The organism is Arthrobacter sp. PL16, assembly GCF_035985055.1.
In the GTDB taxonomy this organism is placed as follows: domain Bacteria; phylum Actinomycetota; class Actinomycetes; order Actinomycetales; family Micrococcaceae; genus Arthrobacter_D; species Arthrobacter_D cheniae.
On record NZ_JAXCIC010000003.1, the window covers coordinates 112,428 to 130,455 of the forward strand.

An 18,028-nucleotide genomic window follows, 5' to 3' on the forward strand; every position below is an offset into this window, starting at 1 on the left:
TTTTACGGCGGTGAAACCCGCGTGGGATGCCGGGTTGGAAAACTATCACTTGACCGGTATTACCGAGGGCTTCCGACGCCTTCCCCTCCCCGCCCCATCCCCGTTCGAAGCACGGAGCCCCCGATGACGATTTCCACCTCGACCACCACGGACGACGCCGACCTCACCGCCCTCGGGTATGAGCCCTCCCTGCACCGCAAGCTGGGCCGCTATGCATCCTTCGCAGCCGGTTTCTCCTTCGTCTCGATCCTGACGACCATCTTCCAGCTCTTCGCCTTCGGGTATTCGTTCGCCGGCCCGGCGTTCTTCTGGACCTGGCCCATCGTCCTCGTCGGCCAGCTCCTCGTGGCCCTCAACTTCGCCGAACTGGCCGCACGGTATCCGCTCTCCGGGGCCGTCTACCAGTGGGCGCGGCGCGTGGGCGGCGAGACGGTGGGCTGGTTCGCCGGGTGGTTCATGGCAGTGGCGCAGGTGGTCACCGCGGCTGCGGCGGCCATCGCACTCCAGGTCGTCCTGCCGCAGCTGTGGAGCGGGTTCCAGGTGGTCGGGGGTGATCCCGCCCTCAACACCGTCACCGGTGCTGCGAACGCCGTCGTCCTCGGTGCCATCCTCCTCGTCGCCACCACCGTGATCAACGTGATGGGCGTGCGGCTCATGAGCCACGTCAACTCCATCGGCGTGACCTGCGAGATCGTCGGCGTCGTCGCCGTCGTCCTCGCACTCATCACCGCAGCGCAGCGCGGGCCCGACGTCGTGATGGACACCACGGTGCTGCAGGGCTCGGATCTCGGTGCCGTGGGAGCATTCCTCGTCTCGGGCCTCATGGCGGCGTACGTCATGGTCGGCTTCAACTCCGCCGGCGAACTGTCAGAAGAAACCAGGGACCCGCGGCGCACGGCACCCCGCACCATCATCTCCGCGCTCGTGATCTCCGGCATCGGCGGGGCCCTCATGATCATCACCGCCCTGATGGCAGCGCCGAGCCTCGACGACGGCCGGCTCGCCACCGAGGGCCTCCCCTACGTCCTGACCGCCGTCCTCGGTACGTTCTGGGGCAAGGTCCTGCTGGTCGACGTCGCCATCGCCATCTTCGTCTGCACCCTCGCCATCCAGACCGCCGGCTCGCGCCTGGTCTTCTCGATGGCACGCGACGGGAAGTTGCCGGCCTCGGCACTGCTCTCCACCGTCCACCCCCGCCGCGGCACCCCGATGTGGCCGTCCATCGTCATCGGGGCCCTCGCGGTCGGCGTTCTGGCGATCAACGTCGGAAACGCCGCGCTCTTCACCACGCTGACGAGTGTCTGCATCGTCATGGTGTACATCGCCTACCTGCTGGTCACCGTTCCGCAACTGGTCAACCGGCTGCGCGGCGACTGGGACCGCGTGGGACAGACCATGCCGTCCGGCCTCTTCTCCCTCGGCCGCTGGGGCCTGCCCGTGAATGTGCTCGCCGTCCTCTACGGCGCCGTCATGGTCATCAACCTCGCCTGGCCACGTCCTGAGGTGTACGACCCCGCCGGCGAGAACGGGATCCTCCTCTACTCCGCTCCGCTCATGGTTACCATCGTGCTGCTCCTGGGACTCTGGATCCGCCGGAGCATCGCAGCCAGGGCCTCCTCGTAATCCGCTTGCAAGCATCACCTGCTCCCCCAGCCCTGATAGGAAGAACATGACCCAGACCACCGACACCCCGGCGGGCACGGCCACCACGGCCGGAGCCCGGGCCCACGCCCGTGACCAGCACAGCCGCACGGCGGACACCATGCGCCACGTCCCGGTGGCCACAGCGCCCTCCCGGATCACGGGCACACTCCCCGACGGCGCCGCCGACCGCCTGGTCTGGTCCGAGACGCTGGCCTTCGGCCGCTACACGACCATGCATCTCGCCCGGGGCACCCGCCTCCGGCTCACCGACACGGGCGACGCCTGCGTGCACACCCTCCTGTACCGGGCCGGCGCACTTTACGAACGCTTCAATGCCGCCGACACCGTCAAGGTGCCGTGGCAGGCCTACCCCGGGACAGGGCACCCCCTCCTGTCCGACGCCGGACGCGTCCTCGCAACGATCGTCGAGGACACCTCGGGCCACCACGACGCCCTCACCGGCGCCACCACCCTGGCCGGGAACACGGCCAAATACGGAGCAGGCGCGGCCCACAGCGCCTCGCCCGCCGCACGCGAACTACTGACCCTCGGGGCGCTGAAGAACGGCCTCGGGCCGCGGGACGTCGCGCCGTCACTGACCCTCTTCAAGGGCATTCGGGTGCACGACGACGGCAGCATCCGGTATGCGGGAGGCACCGGCACGGAAACCCATGTGGACCTGCTGCTGCAACTGGACACCGTCGTCGTCCTGGCCAACACCGCCCACCCCCTGGACCCGCGGACCGACTTCACCGGCACCGCCGTCGAGATCGCCGCCTGGCGTGCCCCTGAGGACCTCACCGCGCTGGCGGACGGAAGCCTGGTGGGACCACTGGCTCCCGAACACCTGCAGGCACTGAACAACACCGAACATGATCTCGCCGCAAGGAGCACCCGATGACCACGATCCTCTCGCAGCCGGCGAGCAGCACGGCGCTCGTGCCCGGCGCCGTCGTCCTCGACGAGTACGTCGAAGCACGCGGGCCCTGGTCCGCAGTCGTCGTCGCCGGCGATGTCCTCACCATCGTGGACCTCGACGGGAACCAGGCCGTCGACTGCCTGCTCTACGCCGCCGGCGACACCACCGTCCGGTACTCCGCCGCCGTCACCATCGCCCAGCAGCGCTCCATCGTCCTCACCACCGGTTCCGTGCTCCGCGCCGAGACGGGTCTCCCCCTCATGACCGTCGTCGCTGACGAGGTAGGCGTGCACGACACCATCGGCGGCGCCTGCTCCCAGGAATCGAACACCCTCCGGTACGGCCAGCACACGCGCGAGCAGCATGCGTGCGTGGAGAACTTCCTCATCGAAGGGTCCCGCTGGGGACTCGGCAAGCGGGACCTCGTCCCCAACATCAACTGGTTCATGAATGTGCCGGTGGACCCCGACGGCGCCCTCGGGATAGTCGACGGCCTCTCCGCTCCCGGCAAGCGGGTGGCACTTCGGGCCGAGGTGGACACCCTCGTGCTCGTCTCGAACTGCCCGCAGATCAACAACCCGTGCAACGGCTTCGACCCCACTCCCGTCCGCATGATCGTCACCCACCCGGAGGATGCCGCATGAACCGCTTCGACACCCTGCTCGTGGCCAATCGCGGGGAGATCGCCTGCCGCATCATCGAATCCGCCCGGAAACTCGGGCTGCGCACGGTCGCCGTGTTCTCCGAGGCGGACCGCGGTGCACGCCACGTCCGGCTGGCCGACGAGGCCGTCCTCCTCGGGCCGGCCCCCGCCAAGGAATCCTACCTGCGGATCGACGCCCTGCTAAGCGCTGCCGCGTCCACCGGCGCCGGCGCGATCCACCCCGGCTACGGGTTCCTGTCCGAGGATGCCGGCTTCGCGGAGGCCGTCGAGGCGGCCGGACTCGTCTTCGTGGGCCCCACACCGGATCAGCTCCGCATCTTCGGCACGAAGCACACGGCGCGTGACGCCGCCTCCGCCGCAGGCGTCCCCATGATCGCCGGGTCCGGCCTGCTCGACGGCGTGGAGGAGGCCCTTGCTGCCGGGGCATCGATCGGTTACCCACTGATGCTCAAGGCGACCGGCGGTGGAGGCGGCATCGGTATGACGGTGTGCCACACGGAGGAGGAGCTCGCGGACAGCTTCCCAAGGGTGGCCCGCCTCGCCGGAGCAAGCTTCGGCACCGCGGGCGTGTTCGCGGAGCGCTACGTGGAGAATGCCCGCCATGTGGAGGTGCAGGTCTTCGGCGACGGAGAGGGCCGGGTCGTCAGCCTCGGTGACCGCGACTGCTCCCTGCAGCGACGACACCAGAAGGTCCTCGAGGAGGCCCCCGCCCCCGACCTGCCGGACGAGCTACGCGAAGAACTGCACCGCAGCTCACGCGCGCTCTGCGCCTCACTCGGCTACCGCTCGGCCGGGACCGTGGAATTCGTCTACGACCCCGTCCGCCGGGAGGCATCCTTCCTCGAGGTGAATGCACGCCTGCAGGTCGAACACCCCGTGACGGAATCGGTGACCGGCGTCGACCTCGTCGAGTGGATGCTCCGCCTCGCGCAGGGCGGGCCCGACGCCGAGGCCGTCCTCGCCGGCGTCCCCGACAGCGTCCCGGTGTCCGGCCACGCCGTCGAGGCGCGGGTCTACGCGGAAGATCCCGCCCGGGGATTCCAGCCCAGTGCTGGCACCATCACCAACGCCGCCTACCCCGAGGCGGACCACGTCCGCGTGGACACCTGGGCCGAGACCGGCAGCGAGGTCTCCACCAACTACGATCCCCTGCTGGCCAAGATCATCACCTCCGGCAGCAGCCGCGACGAGGCCTTCGACCGGCTGGCCGTCGCCCTGACCGGCACGCGGATCGACGGCATCGAGACCAACCTCGGCATGCTCCGCGCCGTCAGCACCCTCGACGTCGTCCGGGCGGCAGCCCATTCGACCAGCACGCTCGACGCCGTGGGCGACCCCGAACCGCGCATCACCGTGGAGCGCCCCGGCCTGCAGACCAGCGTGCAGGACTGGCCGGGCCGCACCGGTCTGTGGCAGGTGGGCGTCCCCCCGAGCGGTCCCATGGATGACCTCTCCTTCCGCCTCGGCAACCAGGCCCTCGGCAACCCGGAGGGTGCCCCCGGCCTCGAATTCACCATGACCGGACCCGCCCTGACCTTCTCGCACGACACCACCGTGTGCGTGACGGGTGCGGCGGTAAGCGTCACGGTCGACGGCGCGGAGGTGCCGGCCTGGGAACAAATCACGGTGCCGGCCGGCGGAACGCTCGACGTCGGCACGGCGGAGGGAGCGGGCCTGCGCGGCTACGTCCTGTTCGCTGGCGGCCTCGACATCCCCCTGCACCTCGGCAGCGCGTCCACCTTCACCCTCGGCCAGTTCGGCGGGCACGCGGGGCGCGTCCTACGGACCGGTGACGTGCTGAGGACCGTGCAGGCGGACGTGCCCGTGACGGCATCCCGCGTGCGGGAATCACGCGTGCCGCTCGACGCCCGGCCTGTCCTGACCTCCCACTGGGAGCTCACTGTCCTCGAAGGCCCGCACGGTGCACCGGAGTTCTTCCAGCGCGAAGACATCGACGAGCTCCTCGCAACGGACTACGAGGTTCACTTCAACTCCGCTCGGACCGGCGTCCGGCTCATCGGGCCGAAACCCCGCTGGGCACGGAACGACGGCGGCGAGGCCGGCCTCCACCCGTCCAACATCCACGACACCCCGTACTCGGTCGGTGCCCTGGACTTCACCGGTGACACCCCCATCCTCCTCGGACCGGACGGCCCCAGCCTCGGCGGCTTCGTGTGCCCTGTGACCGTCGTGACGGCCGACCGCTGGAAGCTCGGACAGCTCCGCCCAGGCGACACCGTACGCTTCGTCCCGGTCAAGGCCGCGCAGGCACCTTCGCTGCGGGACCTCGGTCCGGGCCGGCAGCTGATCCTGCCGGACACCCCGGAGCCGGGCGCCGGTCCCTCCCCCCTGCGCAGGCACCTCCTCAGGGGCGGAGACCTCGACGACGGCGTGCTCGCCCGGGTCGCGGAGGAACCCGGCCGGCCGGCAGTGACCTACCGCCGATCCGGCGACGACAACCTGCTCGTCGAGTACGGCGACATGGTGCTCGACCTCGGCCTCCGGGCCCGGGTGCATGCCCTTCACCAGTCCATCGAGCAGATGCGGCTCACCGGCGTCGTGGACCTGACGCCAGGGATCCGCAGCCTGCAGATCAGGGTGGATCCGACCGTCCTGTCCACCCGCCGCATGCTGCAGGTGGTGCAGGACATCGAAAGCTCCCTGCCGGCCAGTTCCGAACTCGTGGTGCCCAGCCGTACGGTGCGCCTGCCCCTGTCCTGGGACGACCCGGCGACCCGTGAGGCGATCGAGCGGTACATGGCCGGCGTGCGTGACGACGCCCCGTGGTGCCCGTGGAACATCGAGTTCATCCGGCGCGTCAACGGGCTGGACTCGGTCAACGACGTCTTCGACACCGTGTTCGACGCCGAATACCTGGTGCTCGGTCTGGGCGACGTGTACCTCGGGGCGCCCGTCGCAACACCGCTGGATCCGCGGCACCGCCTCGTCACCACCAAGTACAACCCCGCAAGGACCTGGACGCCGGAGAACGCGGTCGGGATCGGCGGTGCCTACATGTGCATCTACGGGATGGAAGGACCCGGCGGCTACCAGTTCGTGGGCCGCACCACCCAGGTCTGGTCGCGCTACGCCGATTCCGCACCCTTCGAACCGGGCTCCCCGTGGCTGCTGCGGTTCTTCGACCGCATCTCCTGGTACCCGATCAGCCCGGAGGAACTGCTGGACCTGCGCGCCGACATGGCCGCCGGCCGGGGTCGCGGAGTCGAGATCGAGGAGGGCACCTTCTCCCTCGCCGAGCACGAGCGCTTCCTGGCGGACAACAGCGAATCCATTGCGGAGTTCCGGGTGCAGCAGTCCGCCGCCTTCGCCGTCGAACGCAAGGCATGGGCCGACGCCGGCGAGTTCGACCGCGCCGACGCCGCAGCGGCCATCATTCCCGAGCCGGAGGAGCTGGTGGTGCCCGACGGCGCCTCCCTCGTCTCCGCGCCGTTCGCCGCCAGCGTCTGGAAGGTGGACGTTGCGCCGGGCGACACGGTGCTGAAGGGACAACCCCTCGTCTCGCTCGAAGCCATGAAGATGGAGACCGTCCTCAGCGCTCCCTGCGACGGCCTGGTGCTGCAGGTCCTGCCCCTCGCAGGGTCGCAGGTCGTGGCCGGCGAGGCACTGGTGGTCCTGGGCTCATCCCCGGACACGTCGCCCGATCCGGGACAGGCACCCCGACAGCAGGAACCCGAGGCACGCGCAACAGAAGAGGTAGCAGCATGAACACCCTGGCAACCGACCGTGTACGCGCGGCACTGGCCGCCATCGACGCCGTCGACCGGCCCGAGATCTGGTTGACCATCCGCAGCACGGAGGACCTGCTCGCCGAGGCCGCCGACATCGACGCCCGGGCCGGCCGGGGTGAGGAGCTGCCCCTGGCAGGCCTCGTGCTCGCCGTGAAGAACAACGTGGACGTGGCGGGGATCCCCACCACCGCGGCCTGCCCGGGCTTCGCCTACCTCCCGGAGGAGGACGCGGAAGCGGTGCGCCGCCTGCGCGCCGCGGGCGCAGTGGTGCTGGGTGCAACCAACCTCGATCAGTTTGCGACAGGGCTTGTGGGCACGCGCAGCCCTCACGGGGCTGTCCGTGACTCGCGTCGTCCCGAGTACATCTCCGGCGGGTCCAGTTCCGGGTCCGCCGTCGCCGTTGCCCTCGGGCTGGCCGACATCGCCATCGGCACCGACACCGCCGGTTCCGGCCGCATCCCCGCAGCCCTCCAGGGGATCGTGGGCATCAAACCGACCCTGCATGTCGTCTCGACGGACGGTGTGGTGCCGGCCTGCCGTTCCTGGGACGCGGTCACCATCCTGGCCCGGGACCTGTCGACGGCGGAACGTGCCATGGGTGTGATGGCCGGCGGCGCGCGTGCATGGCCGGCCGACATACGCCTGGCTGCCCCCACCAGGCCCCGTGTCGCCGTTCCGGCAGAGTTGCCCGAGCTCACACCCGCCTGGGCTGCGGCATTCGGGCGCCAGGTCGCCCGGCTCGAGGCATCCGGTGCCGACGTCCACCCCATTCCGATCGACCTGTTCCTGCAGGCCGCCCGCCTTCTCTACGACGGCGCACTCGTGGCGGAGCGCCATGCCGCCGTCGGTGCGTTCGTCGACAGCGCTGCCGGTGACGACGGCGCGGCCCTCCTTGATCCCACGGTCGCCGGCATCATCAGCCCCGCCGGCACGCTGGCCGCCAGCGCCTACGTGGCGGACACCGCCCGGCTCGCCGACCTGAAGCGGGAGGCGCTCGCGCTGCTCAGCGGCTTCGACGCCCTCCTGGTGCCAACGGCTCCCCTGCATCCGCTCCTCGCGGAGGTCGCGGCCGACCCCGTGGGCGTGAACTCGCGCATGGGAACGTACACGAACTTCTGCAACCTGTTCGACATGTGCGCGGTGGCAGTGCCCGCCGGCGAAGTGGAGGGCTCGCAGTTCGGGGTGACTGTGGTGGGGCGCACGTTCGACGACGCCGTCATCGCGGACATCGCCCGCCGAATCGAGGTCACGCCCGCTCCTCCCGCCCTCTTCGCCGCCGGCACCGCCGGCAGTACCGGTGGTGAGGAGCGCCGACCTGCCGCCGCGGTCCGGCCCTGGCCATTGGCGGCCGGAGCGTCGGGCGTCCCGCTCGTCGTCGTCGGCGCGCACCGCCGCGGTCAGGTCCTCGCTGCCGACCTCGAGGCACTCGGCGGCTTTTGGGCCGGTCCGGTGCGCACGGCCGCCCGCTACCGCATGGTGGCGCTGGATACTCAGCCGCCGAAACCCGGCGTGTACCGCTCGGACGACGGCGCAGAACTCGTCGGAGAACAGTGGATCCTCTCCGAAGCGGCTCTCGGCCGGTTCCTGGCCGTGCTGCCCGAACCCATGCTCCTCGGGTCCGTACACCTGAGCGACGGCACCACAGCCGTCGGATTCGCCTGTGATGCCGTAGCCGCGGCAACCGGCGAGGACATCACCCATCACGGGGACTGGCTCCTCGCGACTGCAGCAACACCCGCCACGCCGGCGGGTTCAGGGCGGGAAACCGTAGGGCGCCGATCCCACGGCGCCGTACGCGACTTCCTCGTGACGGCACTCTCACGCGGTTCCTACACCGGTTCCAGGCAAGGGTAGATGCGACGGCCCGCGGGAAGCTTCCGGGAAACTTCTGCCGCACCCGCGACACGTGCAGGCGAAGCTGACCCGCGTTGCGACAGCGACGGGCAATCCGGGATGTCCTGGTGGCGGAAGATGTTCCACGCCGCACAGGACCAGTCGGGGACGGGAGAACCCTCGGGCATCTCGTCCGACGGGCAGGGGCGATACGCGTGGCTACTGCCCGGGGATGTCGTGTAGGCACCGCCGACCGCCCCTGCCTCGATTGATACTGGGACTGAAGTTGCGATTGATGCTGCAATTCTGTGGAGCAGGGCGCACACTGAAGGAACTTGGCTGTCACCGGACGCGGTATGTGAGATTCAGTCGGAGACATTGCCGGAACGATTTCGTGGCGGTGGGTTCCCCTCGCACGGTCAAGAAGCCGGCTGCGTGAGGGGACAGCACTATCGCTCGGAGCAACGGCTCGAGCCACGCGCCAGGCGCGCCCGCTCCCCCCGGTAGAAGCCGCTCCACACAGGCATCGGAAACCCGCCCATCACGCGCGTGTCACCACCGTGACGGAGCTCAACGACCTGAACGCTTTCACGTCGTAGGATGCAGCAACAACCGGTACCGGTAGCGATCGATCCGTGGATTTGCGACTCCATCCTGGCTCAGCCGGGGTGGTTGAAAAGGAGAATAGCGTGAGCAAGACATTGCGTTGGGGCGTACTGGGCACCGCCCGCATCATCCGCAAGACGATCCCGGCGTTGCAGCAGACACGGAACGGTGAGGTCATAGGTATCGCCTCCCGTACGGAGGAAAGGGCCAGGGAGTACGCCGACAAGCATGGCGTACCGCAGGCGTTCAGCTCCTACGAGGCGCTGCTTGCCTCGCCGGACATCGACGCTGTCTACATTTCGCTGCCGAACGCACTGCATCGTGAGTGGGTTCTGAAGTCGTTGGACGCAGGCAAGCACGTCCTGTGTGAGAAACCCCTGGCGATGAGCGCTGCGGAGGTCGAGGAGATCACGCGCAAAGCCGAGGAGACCGGACTCCGGGTCCTGGAAGGCTTCATGTACCGTTTCCACCCGCGCTTCGAGAAGCTGCAGGAGCTACTCGCGTCCGGTGCAGTGGGTACCTTGACCTTTCTCCACGTCGGACACACTTTCGACGCCGGCGGAGATGACAACATTCGCTGGTATACCGGTCTCGGCGGTGGTGCACTCTTCGACGCCGGAGGCTACTGCGTCAACGTGAGCCGGATGGTCACGGGCCAGGAGCCGGTCCACGTCGCAGCCTTCGGCAACTACCGTGACGCCAGCGACACAGGCCGGATCGATACGAGCTTCGCGGGCATGCTGCGCTTTCCCGGAAGCGCCACCGCCCTCTTCGATACCGGGGTCAACCTCGAGCGCCGCAACTTCCTGGAGCTCACGGGCACCGAGGGCCGGCTCTACCTCGACAATCCTTTCGGCCTTCTGGAAGAGGACTCCGTTCTGGAGGAGCATCACTTCGGGCAGGACAGCATTCACCACAGGATCAAGGGCGGGAACCACTTCGTACGGATGGGTGAACATTTCGCCGACAGCGTTCTGAACGGCGTGCCGCTTCGGTACAATCTGGCAGACGCCGCGAACAACGCGCGGGTGCTGGAAGCGCTCGACAGTGCAGCGCGATCACAAGACGGCGCCTGAACCACGATCCGGAACGTATCGCAGCGGTAGGCAGTGCGCATGAGGGCTGCTCTCGCGGTGAATTCCTACAGCGCAGTGGTCACGTCGGCATTCAGCGTGGCTCGTGGGTTATGTGAATGCCGCACGCCCACAGTGAAGGCTCCAAGTTCCCGGCCGATGCCGAGGTAATGGTCGCTGTCCTCCAGGACCACGCAGGGGAGCAGGCAATGGGCTCGAAAAACAACTTCCTTGTCCTCGGTAGGTCCACGTCGAGCAACATCGACGTATCTGGCCAGATTCCACGATTGCAGGAGTTCTTCGATCAGGTCAGGATTCCCGTTCGATACGACGGTTTGCTGCGCAGCTACTCCTGACAGCGCCGGCATCAACCGTGAGGCTACCCACGACGGTTCGAGGCTCCGCTTCGCTGCTTCAGCAACGACGACGGCGCGCTCAGAATAGAGGCCCTGGATCTGACCCGTCTCGGCGGGGAAGCCGCGTTCGATCAGGCGGCACCAGATCCAGTGCTCGGTGTTCCCTATGAGGTCGGCGAAGAAGTCATCAGCGAAGCGATAGCCCCGGCGGCGTGCCAACTCACGAAAGCTGTCTTCGTGCAGGGGTTCCGTGTGCGCCACCACGCCGTCGAAGTCCCAGATCACCCGGGCACCCGTTCCCTGGGTGATCATCGCGGAGATGAGCTCGTCCGAGTCCCGACCCCAATCAACCATCCGTCTCGACCTCTCTGTGGGTGACACGTGCCGTCACCCACGACCCGAAGCGTAGCCCGTTCGCTGTAGCGTTACGGCGACGGCGACACCTACCGCGCTGGATGAGTACGGCGCGCCGGACGAGAACGCGAACAGATTCCGCTTGAGACCTCGCGGACGGTGCCTGTCCGGATGACGGTGCGCCACGCCGGTGGTCGGAGCACAATCGGGGCATGACCCTGCGCTGGTACTCCACCGTCATCGAATCCACGGACCATCGAGCCCTCGCCCGGTGGTGGGCCGAGGCCCTCGGCTGGGACATCATGTTCGAGGACCCCGACGAGGCAGTACTCGTGCCGCCGTGGGCACGCGAGCTTGCGCCGAGGCTCCGCTTCGAGCAGGTCCCGCCCGGCCTCGTGTTCGTTCCCGTCGAGCACCGTAAGGAGGGCAAGAACCGCCTGCACCTGGATTTTGCGCCGCACACCGGCGACGACCGCGACGAGGAGATCGCGCGGCTCCTGGCGCTCGGCGCCGCAAGGGCCGACGTTGGGCAGGGCCCGGACGTGAGCTGGGACGTTCTCGCCGACCCCGACGGCAACGAATTCTGCGTGCTGTCCTCGCGGGAGGACTAGGCGCGCGGCAGTCCGACGCCGGTTCCTACAGCTCGATGCGCTCTGTCTCGATCACTTCCTTGCGCACCTGCCCCGTGACCGTTTCGTCGTGCGTGCGCGCCTCGCGGCTGATGCGCACGCGTTCGATGGGGACCACGTCGATCTCGACGCGTGGCTTCTCCTCGTACAGGACCATTTCGACGACGTCGCCGTTGAAGGCGGTCTCGACGGCCGCGTAGAGCCGGTCGCGCTCGGCCTTGCTGAAGGTGCCCGCACCGTCGTCGTAGAGGGGCGCTCCGTCCTTGACCGGCACGCGCTCCACAACGAGCTCCTCACGCCGGATCTGCACGGTCATGGTGACGTCCTCGGTGACCACGCGCTTGACGAGGCGTACGCGCTCCGTCTCGCGGAGTTCGGTTCCTACCCGGAGTTGCTCCTCGGAGCGCGTCATCGCGTAGTCGCCCTCGGGGCGGGAGGACTGGCTGCGGGTGCGGCCGGTGTCGGGAGCTGCCTGGTCCGCAGTGACGTCGTCGTCCTTTGCCGCCATGAGCCCGTAGTAGCGCAGGAGGTGCTGCTCCTCCTCCGGGCTGAGGTGGCCGTCCAGCGACATCTTCGGGGAGTCGTACACCTTCGCATGGGTGTAGGGCAGGCGGACGTTGCGGCCGTCGAGGGTTGCGCCGTGCAGCGGGGCGAACGATTCCGGTTTCCCCATCGTGTGCGTGGTCACGGTCACCCAGCTGGGTTCCCCGGTGGCGTCGTCGACGTAGAGCTGGCCCATGGGACCGAGAACTGCTCCGTCCTCGCTCAGCACGTTGGCGCCGGCGTTCATCGAGTTCTTCATCTGTTCGAGCGTGATCATGATGGCCCTTTCGAGGAGATTGACTTTTCATCACCGTAGGTCGCGTCACCTCCGATAGCAAGCATGCTTACTACCCAATTCCCGGTTTGTCGTCCATTCCAGGCCGGCGGCTGCCGCTGTCCGCGCACCCTCAGCCCGTGAGGACCCCGATCACGAGAAACACCATGGGCAGGTACAGCACTCCCGCCACGGTCTGAAGCGTGATGGTGGACGCCATGAGGCGCGAATCACCGCCCAGCGCCCTCGCCATGACGTAGGCCGACGACGCCGTCGGGAGGGAAAGGAAGAGGATCACCGTGGCTGCAGGCTCCCCGGTCAGCCCGAAGAGCAGGCAGCCCGCGATCCCGAGGCCCGGCAGAACCGCGAACTTGACCGCAGTCGCCATCAGCACCGCGCCGAGGTTGCGGCCCATGCTGCGCAGCTCGAGCGCCGCCCCCACGCACAGCAGGCCGAGCGGCAGTGACGCCGTGCCGAGGGTCCGCACGAATTCGGCGATGCCCGGCGGCAGGCCGACGCCGGTCACGTTGAGCAGGATGCCCATCACGCAGCCGAGGATCAACGGGTTGGTGATGATGCTCCGAACCGTTCCGCCGATGGTGAGTCGCTCCGAGCCGTAGCGAGCGAACGCGAGCGTGCAGAGGACGTTCACGAGTGGAACGAGGACGGTATTGGCGATGGCAGCGAGCGCGACGCCGTCGGACCCGAAGAGGGCCAGGGCGATCGACAGGCCGAGATAGTTGTTGAACCGGATGCTGCCCTGCATGACCGAGGTGAAGGCCGGTCCATCGAGGTCCAGCCAGCGTTGCGCGATCACGAGACCGAGCGCCGTGACGATGACGGGTCCGGCGAGGATCGGCGCCATGAGTCCGATCGGCAGGCCCGCGAGATCCGCCGTCGCGGTGCCGTTGATGAACAGGGCCGGCAGGAGGATGAAGTAGCAGAGCCGCTCGGCCGGCGGCCAGAACGACGGCGAGAGGAAGCTGCGTGCCCTGATGCCGTAACCGAGCGCGATCAGCCCGATCACCGGACCGAGCGCCACCAGGGTCTGCAGGATCATGGGGTGGCGCAGGCTGGATGAGCAGTCGACGCGCGACGCCGGGCTCGTGTCAGGGCTGCGGTCAGGACGGCCCCGATCACCAGCCCCGCGCCTGGAGCCACTCGGCGGCCAGCCGGATCCACTGTTCGGCGGCGCCCTGTCCCTCGGCCAGTCCCAGGCCGTGCTCGCCCTCGGTGAAGACGTGCAGGGCGTGCGGGACCAAGTGGGCTGCGAGCGCCTGCGCCAGGAGGTAGGCGTGCTGTACCGGCACGGCTTCGTCCGCCGCGGTGTGCCAGACGAAGAACGGCGGGGCGTCGGCCGTTACCAGTCGGTCCAGCGACGTCGCCGCGCGGAACTCCCCACCGGCGTCGGGCCCGAGCAGTTCGTCCTGGGAGCCGCGATGCGTCGCGAGTTCCATCGAGACCACGGGATAGCAGAGGACAGCGGCGTCGACACGCTCCTCGGCTTCATTGCCGGCTGTCAGCGCGGCGTGGCCCGCGAGGTGCCCTCCGGCGGAGAAGCCGAGGAGCGCCACCCGCTCGGCTCCGGCCGAACGCACCCTCCGGATCTCGGCCCGGACGGCGTCGAGCGGGGCCGGGTGCCGTGCCTGGACGGGATAGTCGAAGATACTGGCCGACAGTCCGAGGGAGCGCAGCCGGTCGGCGACGATCTCCCGCTCATTGTCCGACAGCATGCCGTAGCCGCCGCCGGGCAGGACGATGACGTGCGAGGAATTCATCCCACCACCGTACTGCGGCTGGGAATGTCGGTGGGACCCTCTTCACGCATCGATCGGTGCCCCTCACAATGAAAGCCCCTGGCCGGTGGGGCCAGGGGCTTTCATGCACTGCGGGAAGCTGTCAGCCCTCGCACTCCATGCAGAACTTGTCGCCGTTCTTCTCGCGCGCAAGCTGGCTGCGGTGGTGCACCAGGAAACAGGACATGCAGGTGAATTCGTCCTCCTGCTGGGGGATGACCTGGATGAGGAGTTCCTCGTGCGAGAGATCGGCCCCGGGGAGGTCGATCCCTTCAGCGGTTTCGCCGTCCTCGACATCGATCAACGCAGTCTGCGTGGTCGCGCTGCGCTGTGCCTGGATTGCCTCGAGGGACTCGTTGGCCGGCTGGTCTTCCGGGCGAACGCGTGGCTCGTCGTAGTCGGTTGCCATGGGGGTAGATCTCCTTCTATGGGGCGGGAATGTCGCCCAGATGCCACTCTCAACCTCGGAAGAGGCGGAAGTATTCCATATACCGGGAGCAATATACCCGCTACGGCTGGACTTTTTCTCCAACAGGTCTGCTCACGTCAATCCGTACCGCAATGTGACGGAACAGCCCCGGCATGGTAGACGGGGCGAATGCCCGCACGCGCCGTCGTAGGGTTGAAGCCAATCCCCATCATCCCAGGAGCTCCTCATGGCATTGGCACTCGACCTCGGCGGCAAGACGGCCCTCGTGACAGGATCCACACAGGGCATCGGACTGGCCATCGCCGCCACGCTCGCCTCCGCAGGCGCCCGCGTGGGAGTGAACGGCCGCAGCAACCGTAGCGTCTCCCGCGCCATGGAGGTCATCCGCAAGGACGTGCCCGACGCCGATCTGGTAGCCGTGGCGGCGGACGTCACCACGGACGAAGGACTCGCAGGAGCTCTGGCCGTCCTGCCCGCCGTCGACATCCTCATCAACAACCTCGGCATCTTCGGTGCACGGCCGGCCCTGGAGATCGATGACGCCGAGTGGCGCCGCTACTTCGAGGTCAACGTGCTCACCGCCATCCGGCTCACGCGCGCCTACCTGCCCGGGATGATGACGGCCGGCTGGGGCCGCGTCCAGTACATCGCCAGCGATTCCGCCGTCGTCATCCCCGCAGAGATGATCCACTACGGCGTCTCGAAGACGGCGCTGCTCGGCGTCTCGCGCGGCTTCGCGAAGGAGGCCAGGGGCACGGGCGTCACCGTGAACTCGATCATCGCCGGCCCCACCCACACCGGCGGGGTCGAGGACTTCGTGTACCAGTTGGTGGACAAGGACCTCGACTGGGAGGACGCGCAGCGGCAGTTCATGAAGGACCACCGGCCCCAGTCACTGCTGGAGCGCCTGATCGAGCCTCAGGAGATCGCCAACATGGTCACCTACCTGGCGTCCCCGCTCGCGTCGGCGACCACGGGCGCAGCGGTGCGCGTGGACGGCGGATACGTGGACGCCATCCTCCCGTGAGCCGGAGCGCGGTCCTCATCCCGAACGGCGTACTCGAACCCGGGCCCATGGCAGCGATCCTCGCGAACCACGCCATCCCCGGCTGTGAGGTTGCGGACCGCGCGGACCGCACGCACACACGCATGCTCGGGACGCCGGCCGGCCCGCGCCGCGTCACCGTCACCATCCGGCCGGACGACGTCGGACTGACAGCGGATACGGACGACGACGGCGAGTTCGAGCACCTCATCGACAGCACCCGGGCATGGCTGGACCTCGACACGGACACCGGCGCCGTCGCCCGTGCTTTCGAGGGCGACCCGCTTCTCGGCCCACTGGTACGCGACCGGCCCGGCCTGAGGGCGGTCGGCTATCCCGACGCTTTCGAGGCCGCCATCATGACGGTCCTCGGGCAGCAGGTGTCCGTGGCGGCCGGTGGCACGTTCGGCGGTCGGCTCGCCGCCGCCTACGGGTCGGCGTCGCCGTCGGGCCTCACACTGTTCCCCACTCCGCAGGTCATCGCCGACGCACCGCACGAGGAGCTGCGCGCAGCCGTCGGCGTGACCCGCACGCGGGCGACGACGGTGCAGAACGTGGCACGCGCCGTCGTCGACGGGTTGTTCCTCGATGCCTCGGCCGACCAGGCACAGCTGCGACGGGAGCTTCTCGCGATCCCCGGCATCGGTCCGTGGTCGGCGGACTACCTCGCCGTGCGCGTGCTCCGCGACCCGGACGCTTTCACGCCGGGCGACCTCGTGGCCCGGCGCGCCATGGGTAACCCGAGCATCAGGGACGCCGAACGCCTGTCCGAAGAGTGGCGCCCCTACCGCGCCTACGCCCTGTTCCACCTCTGGACGTCCGCGACCTACAGCGGGGACTAGGCCGGGACCTTCCGTCCGCTGCGCAGCGCCAGTTCCAGCTCGAAGCGGACCTTCGGGTCCTTGAGGTCGTCGCCGAAGAGTTCCCGCAGTTGCAGGACGCGGTAGCCGACGGTCTGCGCGTGGATCCCGAGCTCGTCGGCGATGGGCGTCCGCTGACCCCAGTGCCGCAGCCATGCCAGCAGGGTCTCCTCGAGCTTCTGCCGCTGGTTCCGGGGCAGAGCGGCCAGCGGTGCGAGCCGACGCCGGGCGAGCTCCCCGATGGCCGAGGGCTCCGCCGCCAGCACCACCTCGATGAGGTGCTCGTCCGCCCACACGGGCGGCTCGTCATCGCCCTCGCGAGGCGGCAGCATGGACGCGGCGAGGACCGCCAGCCGCAGCGACTCGGCCACCTGTTCCAGCTCGCCTGCGGGCCCGATGGCCGCGCTCCTCCCCGTGAGGGTCCGGTGGAGGTCGGCACGCCACGCCGGTCCGCGTTCGGGCACCAGGGCGACGGCGTCGGTCTCCCGCTCGATCACGATGGCGCCCGGCGTCAACCTCTGGCGGAGCCCCTGGGCCCGCTCGAGCGGAAGGGTCACGACGGCGAGTTGCGCGGGCACGGCCCAGTCGGCGAGCGAGGCGGCCTGGCGCAGTACCGTCTCGTCGGACTCCCCGAGGAGGAGCAGTTCCAGCAACTCGGCACGACGGCGGTCCACGGCGCCGGCGCGCTCGGACTGCGCGAACGCGTAAGCCTCGGCGCTCACCGCGGAGAGCTCATCGATGTACGCCATGATCGACTCCCCGAGATCCACCACCACGGCCGAGCCGAGCCCGGCCTCCATGGAACGGCGCGACATCTCCCTGAATGTCACGCGAGCCCCCATCCGGTAGGCGCCGAGCAACGAATCCATACTGCGCCCCTGACGGAATTCGCCGCGGCCGAGGCCCGCCACCAGTTGGCGGCTCTGGTCGGAGAGGGCGGGCAGGCTCGTGCCCGGCAATTCGAGAAACCGCTCCAGGGCGGCCGCGACACCCATGCGGAGGCCCCTGCCGAAATCACCCTCGATGGGCCGGGCGTAGGCCGGGACCAGCTGGGGAACCGCCTGGATGATGGCGTCGACGAGGTCCGGGGTAAGCGGCCTCAATCTCTCGCTCACGTCCGCGGGAAGAGCCAGCCATGGCGGCTCGGGTGGGGCCACACCTACCTCGTCAGGACCCACGCCAGCTACCTCATCTAATTCGTCAAGACAATTCTTCTCCGTCAACTGTATGTCATGAGTGAAGAGTTTTAGCGG

At 68.7% G+C, this 18,028-nt stretch carries 15 protein-coding genes; 9 read left to right on the forward strand and 6 right to left on the reverse strand.

The annotated features are described in order from the left end of the window. Positions 1-123 precede the first annotated feature (123 nt). The 6 genes from RCH21_RS07730 (at position 124) to RCH21_RS07755 (ending at position 10,491) form a co-directional block, all read left to right on the forward strand. Positions 124-1,623: an amino acid permease gene (locus RCH21_RS07730; protein WP_326963886.1), complete on the forward strand. Its 1,500-nt coding sequence runs from the start codon at positions 124-126 to the stop codon at positions 1,621-1,623. Between the two features lie 46 nt (positions 1,624-1,669). Next, complete coding sequence (locus RCH21_RS07735) at positions 1,670-2,545, forward strand: urea amidolyase associated protein UAAP1 (RefSeq protein WP_326963887.1); 876 nt, start codon at positions 1,670-1,672, stop codon at positions 2,543-2,545. Then, the gene (locus RCH21_RS07740) at positions 2,542-3,207 is read left to right on the forward strand and encodes an urea amidolyase associated protein UAAP2 (protein WP_326963888.1); all 666 of its coding nucleotides are present in this window, start codon (positions 2,542-2,544) and stop codon (positions 3,205-3,207) included. Before RCH21_RS07735 ends, RCH21_RS07740 begins: the two co-directional genes overlap by 4 nt. Next, on the forward strand, positions 3,204-6,953 hold the full coding sequence (gene uca, locus RCH21_RS07745) for an urea carboxylase (protein WP_326963889.1): 3,750 nt from the start codon (positions 3,204-3,206) through the stop codon (positions 6,951-6,953). The genes RCH21_RS07740 and uca overlap by 4 nt, the downstream gene beginning before the upstream one ends. After that, on the forward strand, positions 6,950-8,830 hold the full coding sequence (gene atzF, locus RCH21_RS07750) for an allophanate hydrolase (protein WP_326963890.1): 1,881 nt from the start codon (positions 6,950-6,952) through the stop codon (positions 8,828-8,830). The genes uca and atzF overlap by 4 nt, the downstream gene beginning before the upstream one ends. A 668-nt stretch (positions 8,831-9,498) precedes the next feature. Then, entirely contained in the window at positions 9,499-10,491 is a 993-nt protein-coding gene (locus RCH21_RS07755) for a Gfo/Idh/MocA family protein (protein WP_326963891.1), read from the forward strand. A gap of 65 nt (positions 10,492-10,556) precedes the next feature. Here the strand turns inward: RCH21_RS07755 and RCH21_RS07760 are convergent, their stop codons facing one another. Next, on the reverse strand, positions 10,557-11,198 hold the full coding sequence (locus RCH21_RS07760; protein ID WP_326963892.1) for an HAD family phosphatase: 642 nt from the start codon (positions 11,196-11,198) through the stop codon (positions 10,557-10,559). 212 nt (positions 11,199-11,410) lie between these two features. On the opposite strand from RCH21_RS07760, the gene RCH21_RS07765 reads away from it, so the two are divergent. Next, positions 11,411-11,809: a VOC family protein gene (locus RCH21_RS07765; RefSeq protein WP_326963893.1), complete on the forward strand. Its 399-nt coding sequence runs from the start codon at positions 11,411-11,413 to the stop codon at positions 11,807-11,809. Between the two features lie 25 nt (positions 11,810-11,834). On the opposite strand, the gene RCH21_RS07770 is transcribed toward RCH21_RS07765, so the two are convergent. From RCH21_RS07770 to RCH21_RS07785, 4 genes are all read right to left on the reverse strand, one after another. Continuing rightward, complete coding sequence (locus tag RCH21_RS07770; RefSeq protein WP_326963894.1) at positions 11,835-12,647, reverse strand: YsnF/AvaK domain-containing protein; 813 nt, start codon at positions 12,645-12,647, stop codon at positions 11,835-11,837. A 130-nt stretch (positions 12,648-12,777) separates the two neighbouring features. Then, the gene (locus RCH21_RS07775) at positions 12,778-13,704 is read right to left on the reverse strand and encodes an AEC family transporter (RefSeq protein ID WP_326963895.1); all 927 of its coding nucleotides are present in this window, start codon (positions 13,702-13,704) and stop codon (positions 12,778-12,780) included. A gap of 76 nt (positions 13,705-13,780) precedes the next feature. Further along, positions 13,781-14,422 carry an alpha/beta hydrolase gene (locus tag RCH21_RS07780; protein WP_326963896.1) on the reverse strand — a complete coding sequence of 214 codons (642 nt, stop codon included), beginning with the start codon at positions 14,420-14,422 and terminating at the stop codon, positions 13,781-13,783. 121 nt (positions 14,423-14,543) lie between these two features. Next, positions 14,544-14,849 (reverse strand): DUF4193 domain-containing protein, encoded by a 306-nt coding sequence (locus RCH21_RS07785; protein WP_120148709.1) that lies wholly within the window; start codon positions 14,847-14,849, stop codon positions 14,544-14,546. A 253-nt stretch (positions 14,850-15,102) separates the two neighbouring features. Between RCH21_RS07785 and RCH21_RS07790 the strand changes: the two genes are divergently transcribed. Then, entirely contained in the window at positions 15,103-15,897 is a 795-nt protein-coding gene (locus RCH21_RS07790; protein ID WP_120148946.1) for an SDR family NAD(P)-dependent oxidoreductase, read from the forward strand. Then, positions 15,894-16,757: a DNA-3-methyladenine glycosylase family protein gene (locus RCH21_RS07795; RefSeq protein WP_326963897.1), complete on the forward strand. Its 864-nt coding sequence runs from the start codon at positions 15,894-15,896 to the stop codon at positions 16,755-16,757. The genes RCH21_RS07790 and RCH21_RS07795 overlap by 4 nt, the downstream gene beginning before the upstream one ends. Here RCH21_RS07795 and RCH21_RS07800 read toward each other — a convergent pair. Beyond that, entirely contained in the window at positions 16,754-17,953 is a 1,200-nt protein-coding gene (locus tag RCH21_RS07800; RefSeq protein WP_326963898.1) for a PucR family transcriptional regulator, read from the reverse strand. The genes RCH21_RS07795 and RCH21_RS07800 overlap by 4 nt on opposite strands. Between the last annotated feature and the right edge of the window lie 75 nt (positions 17,954-18,028).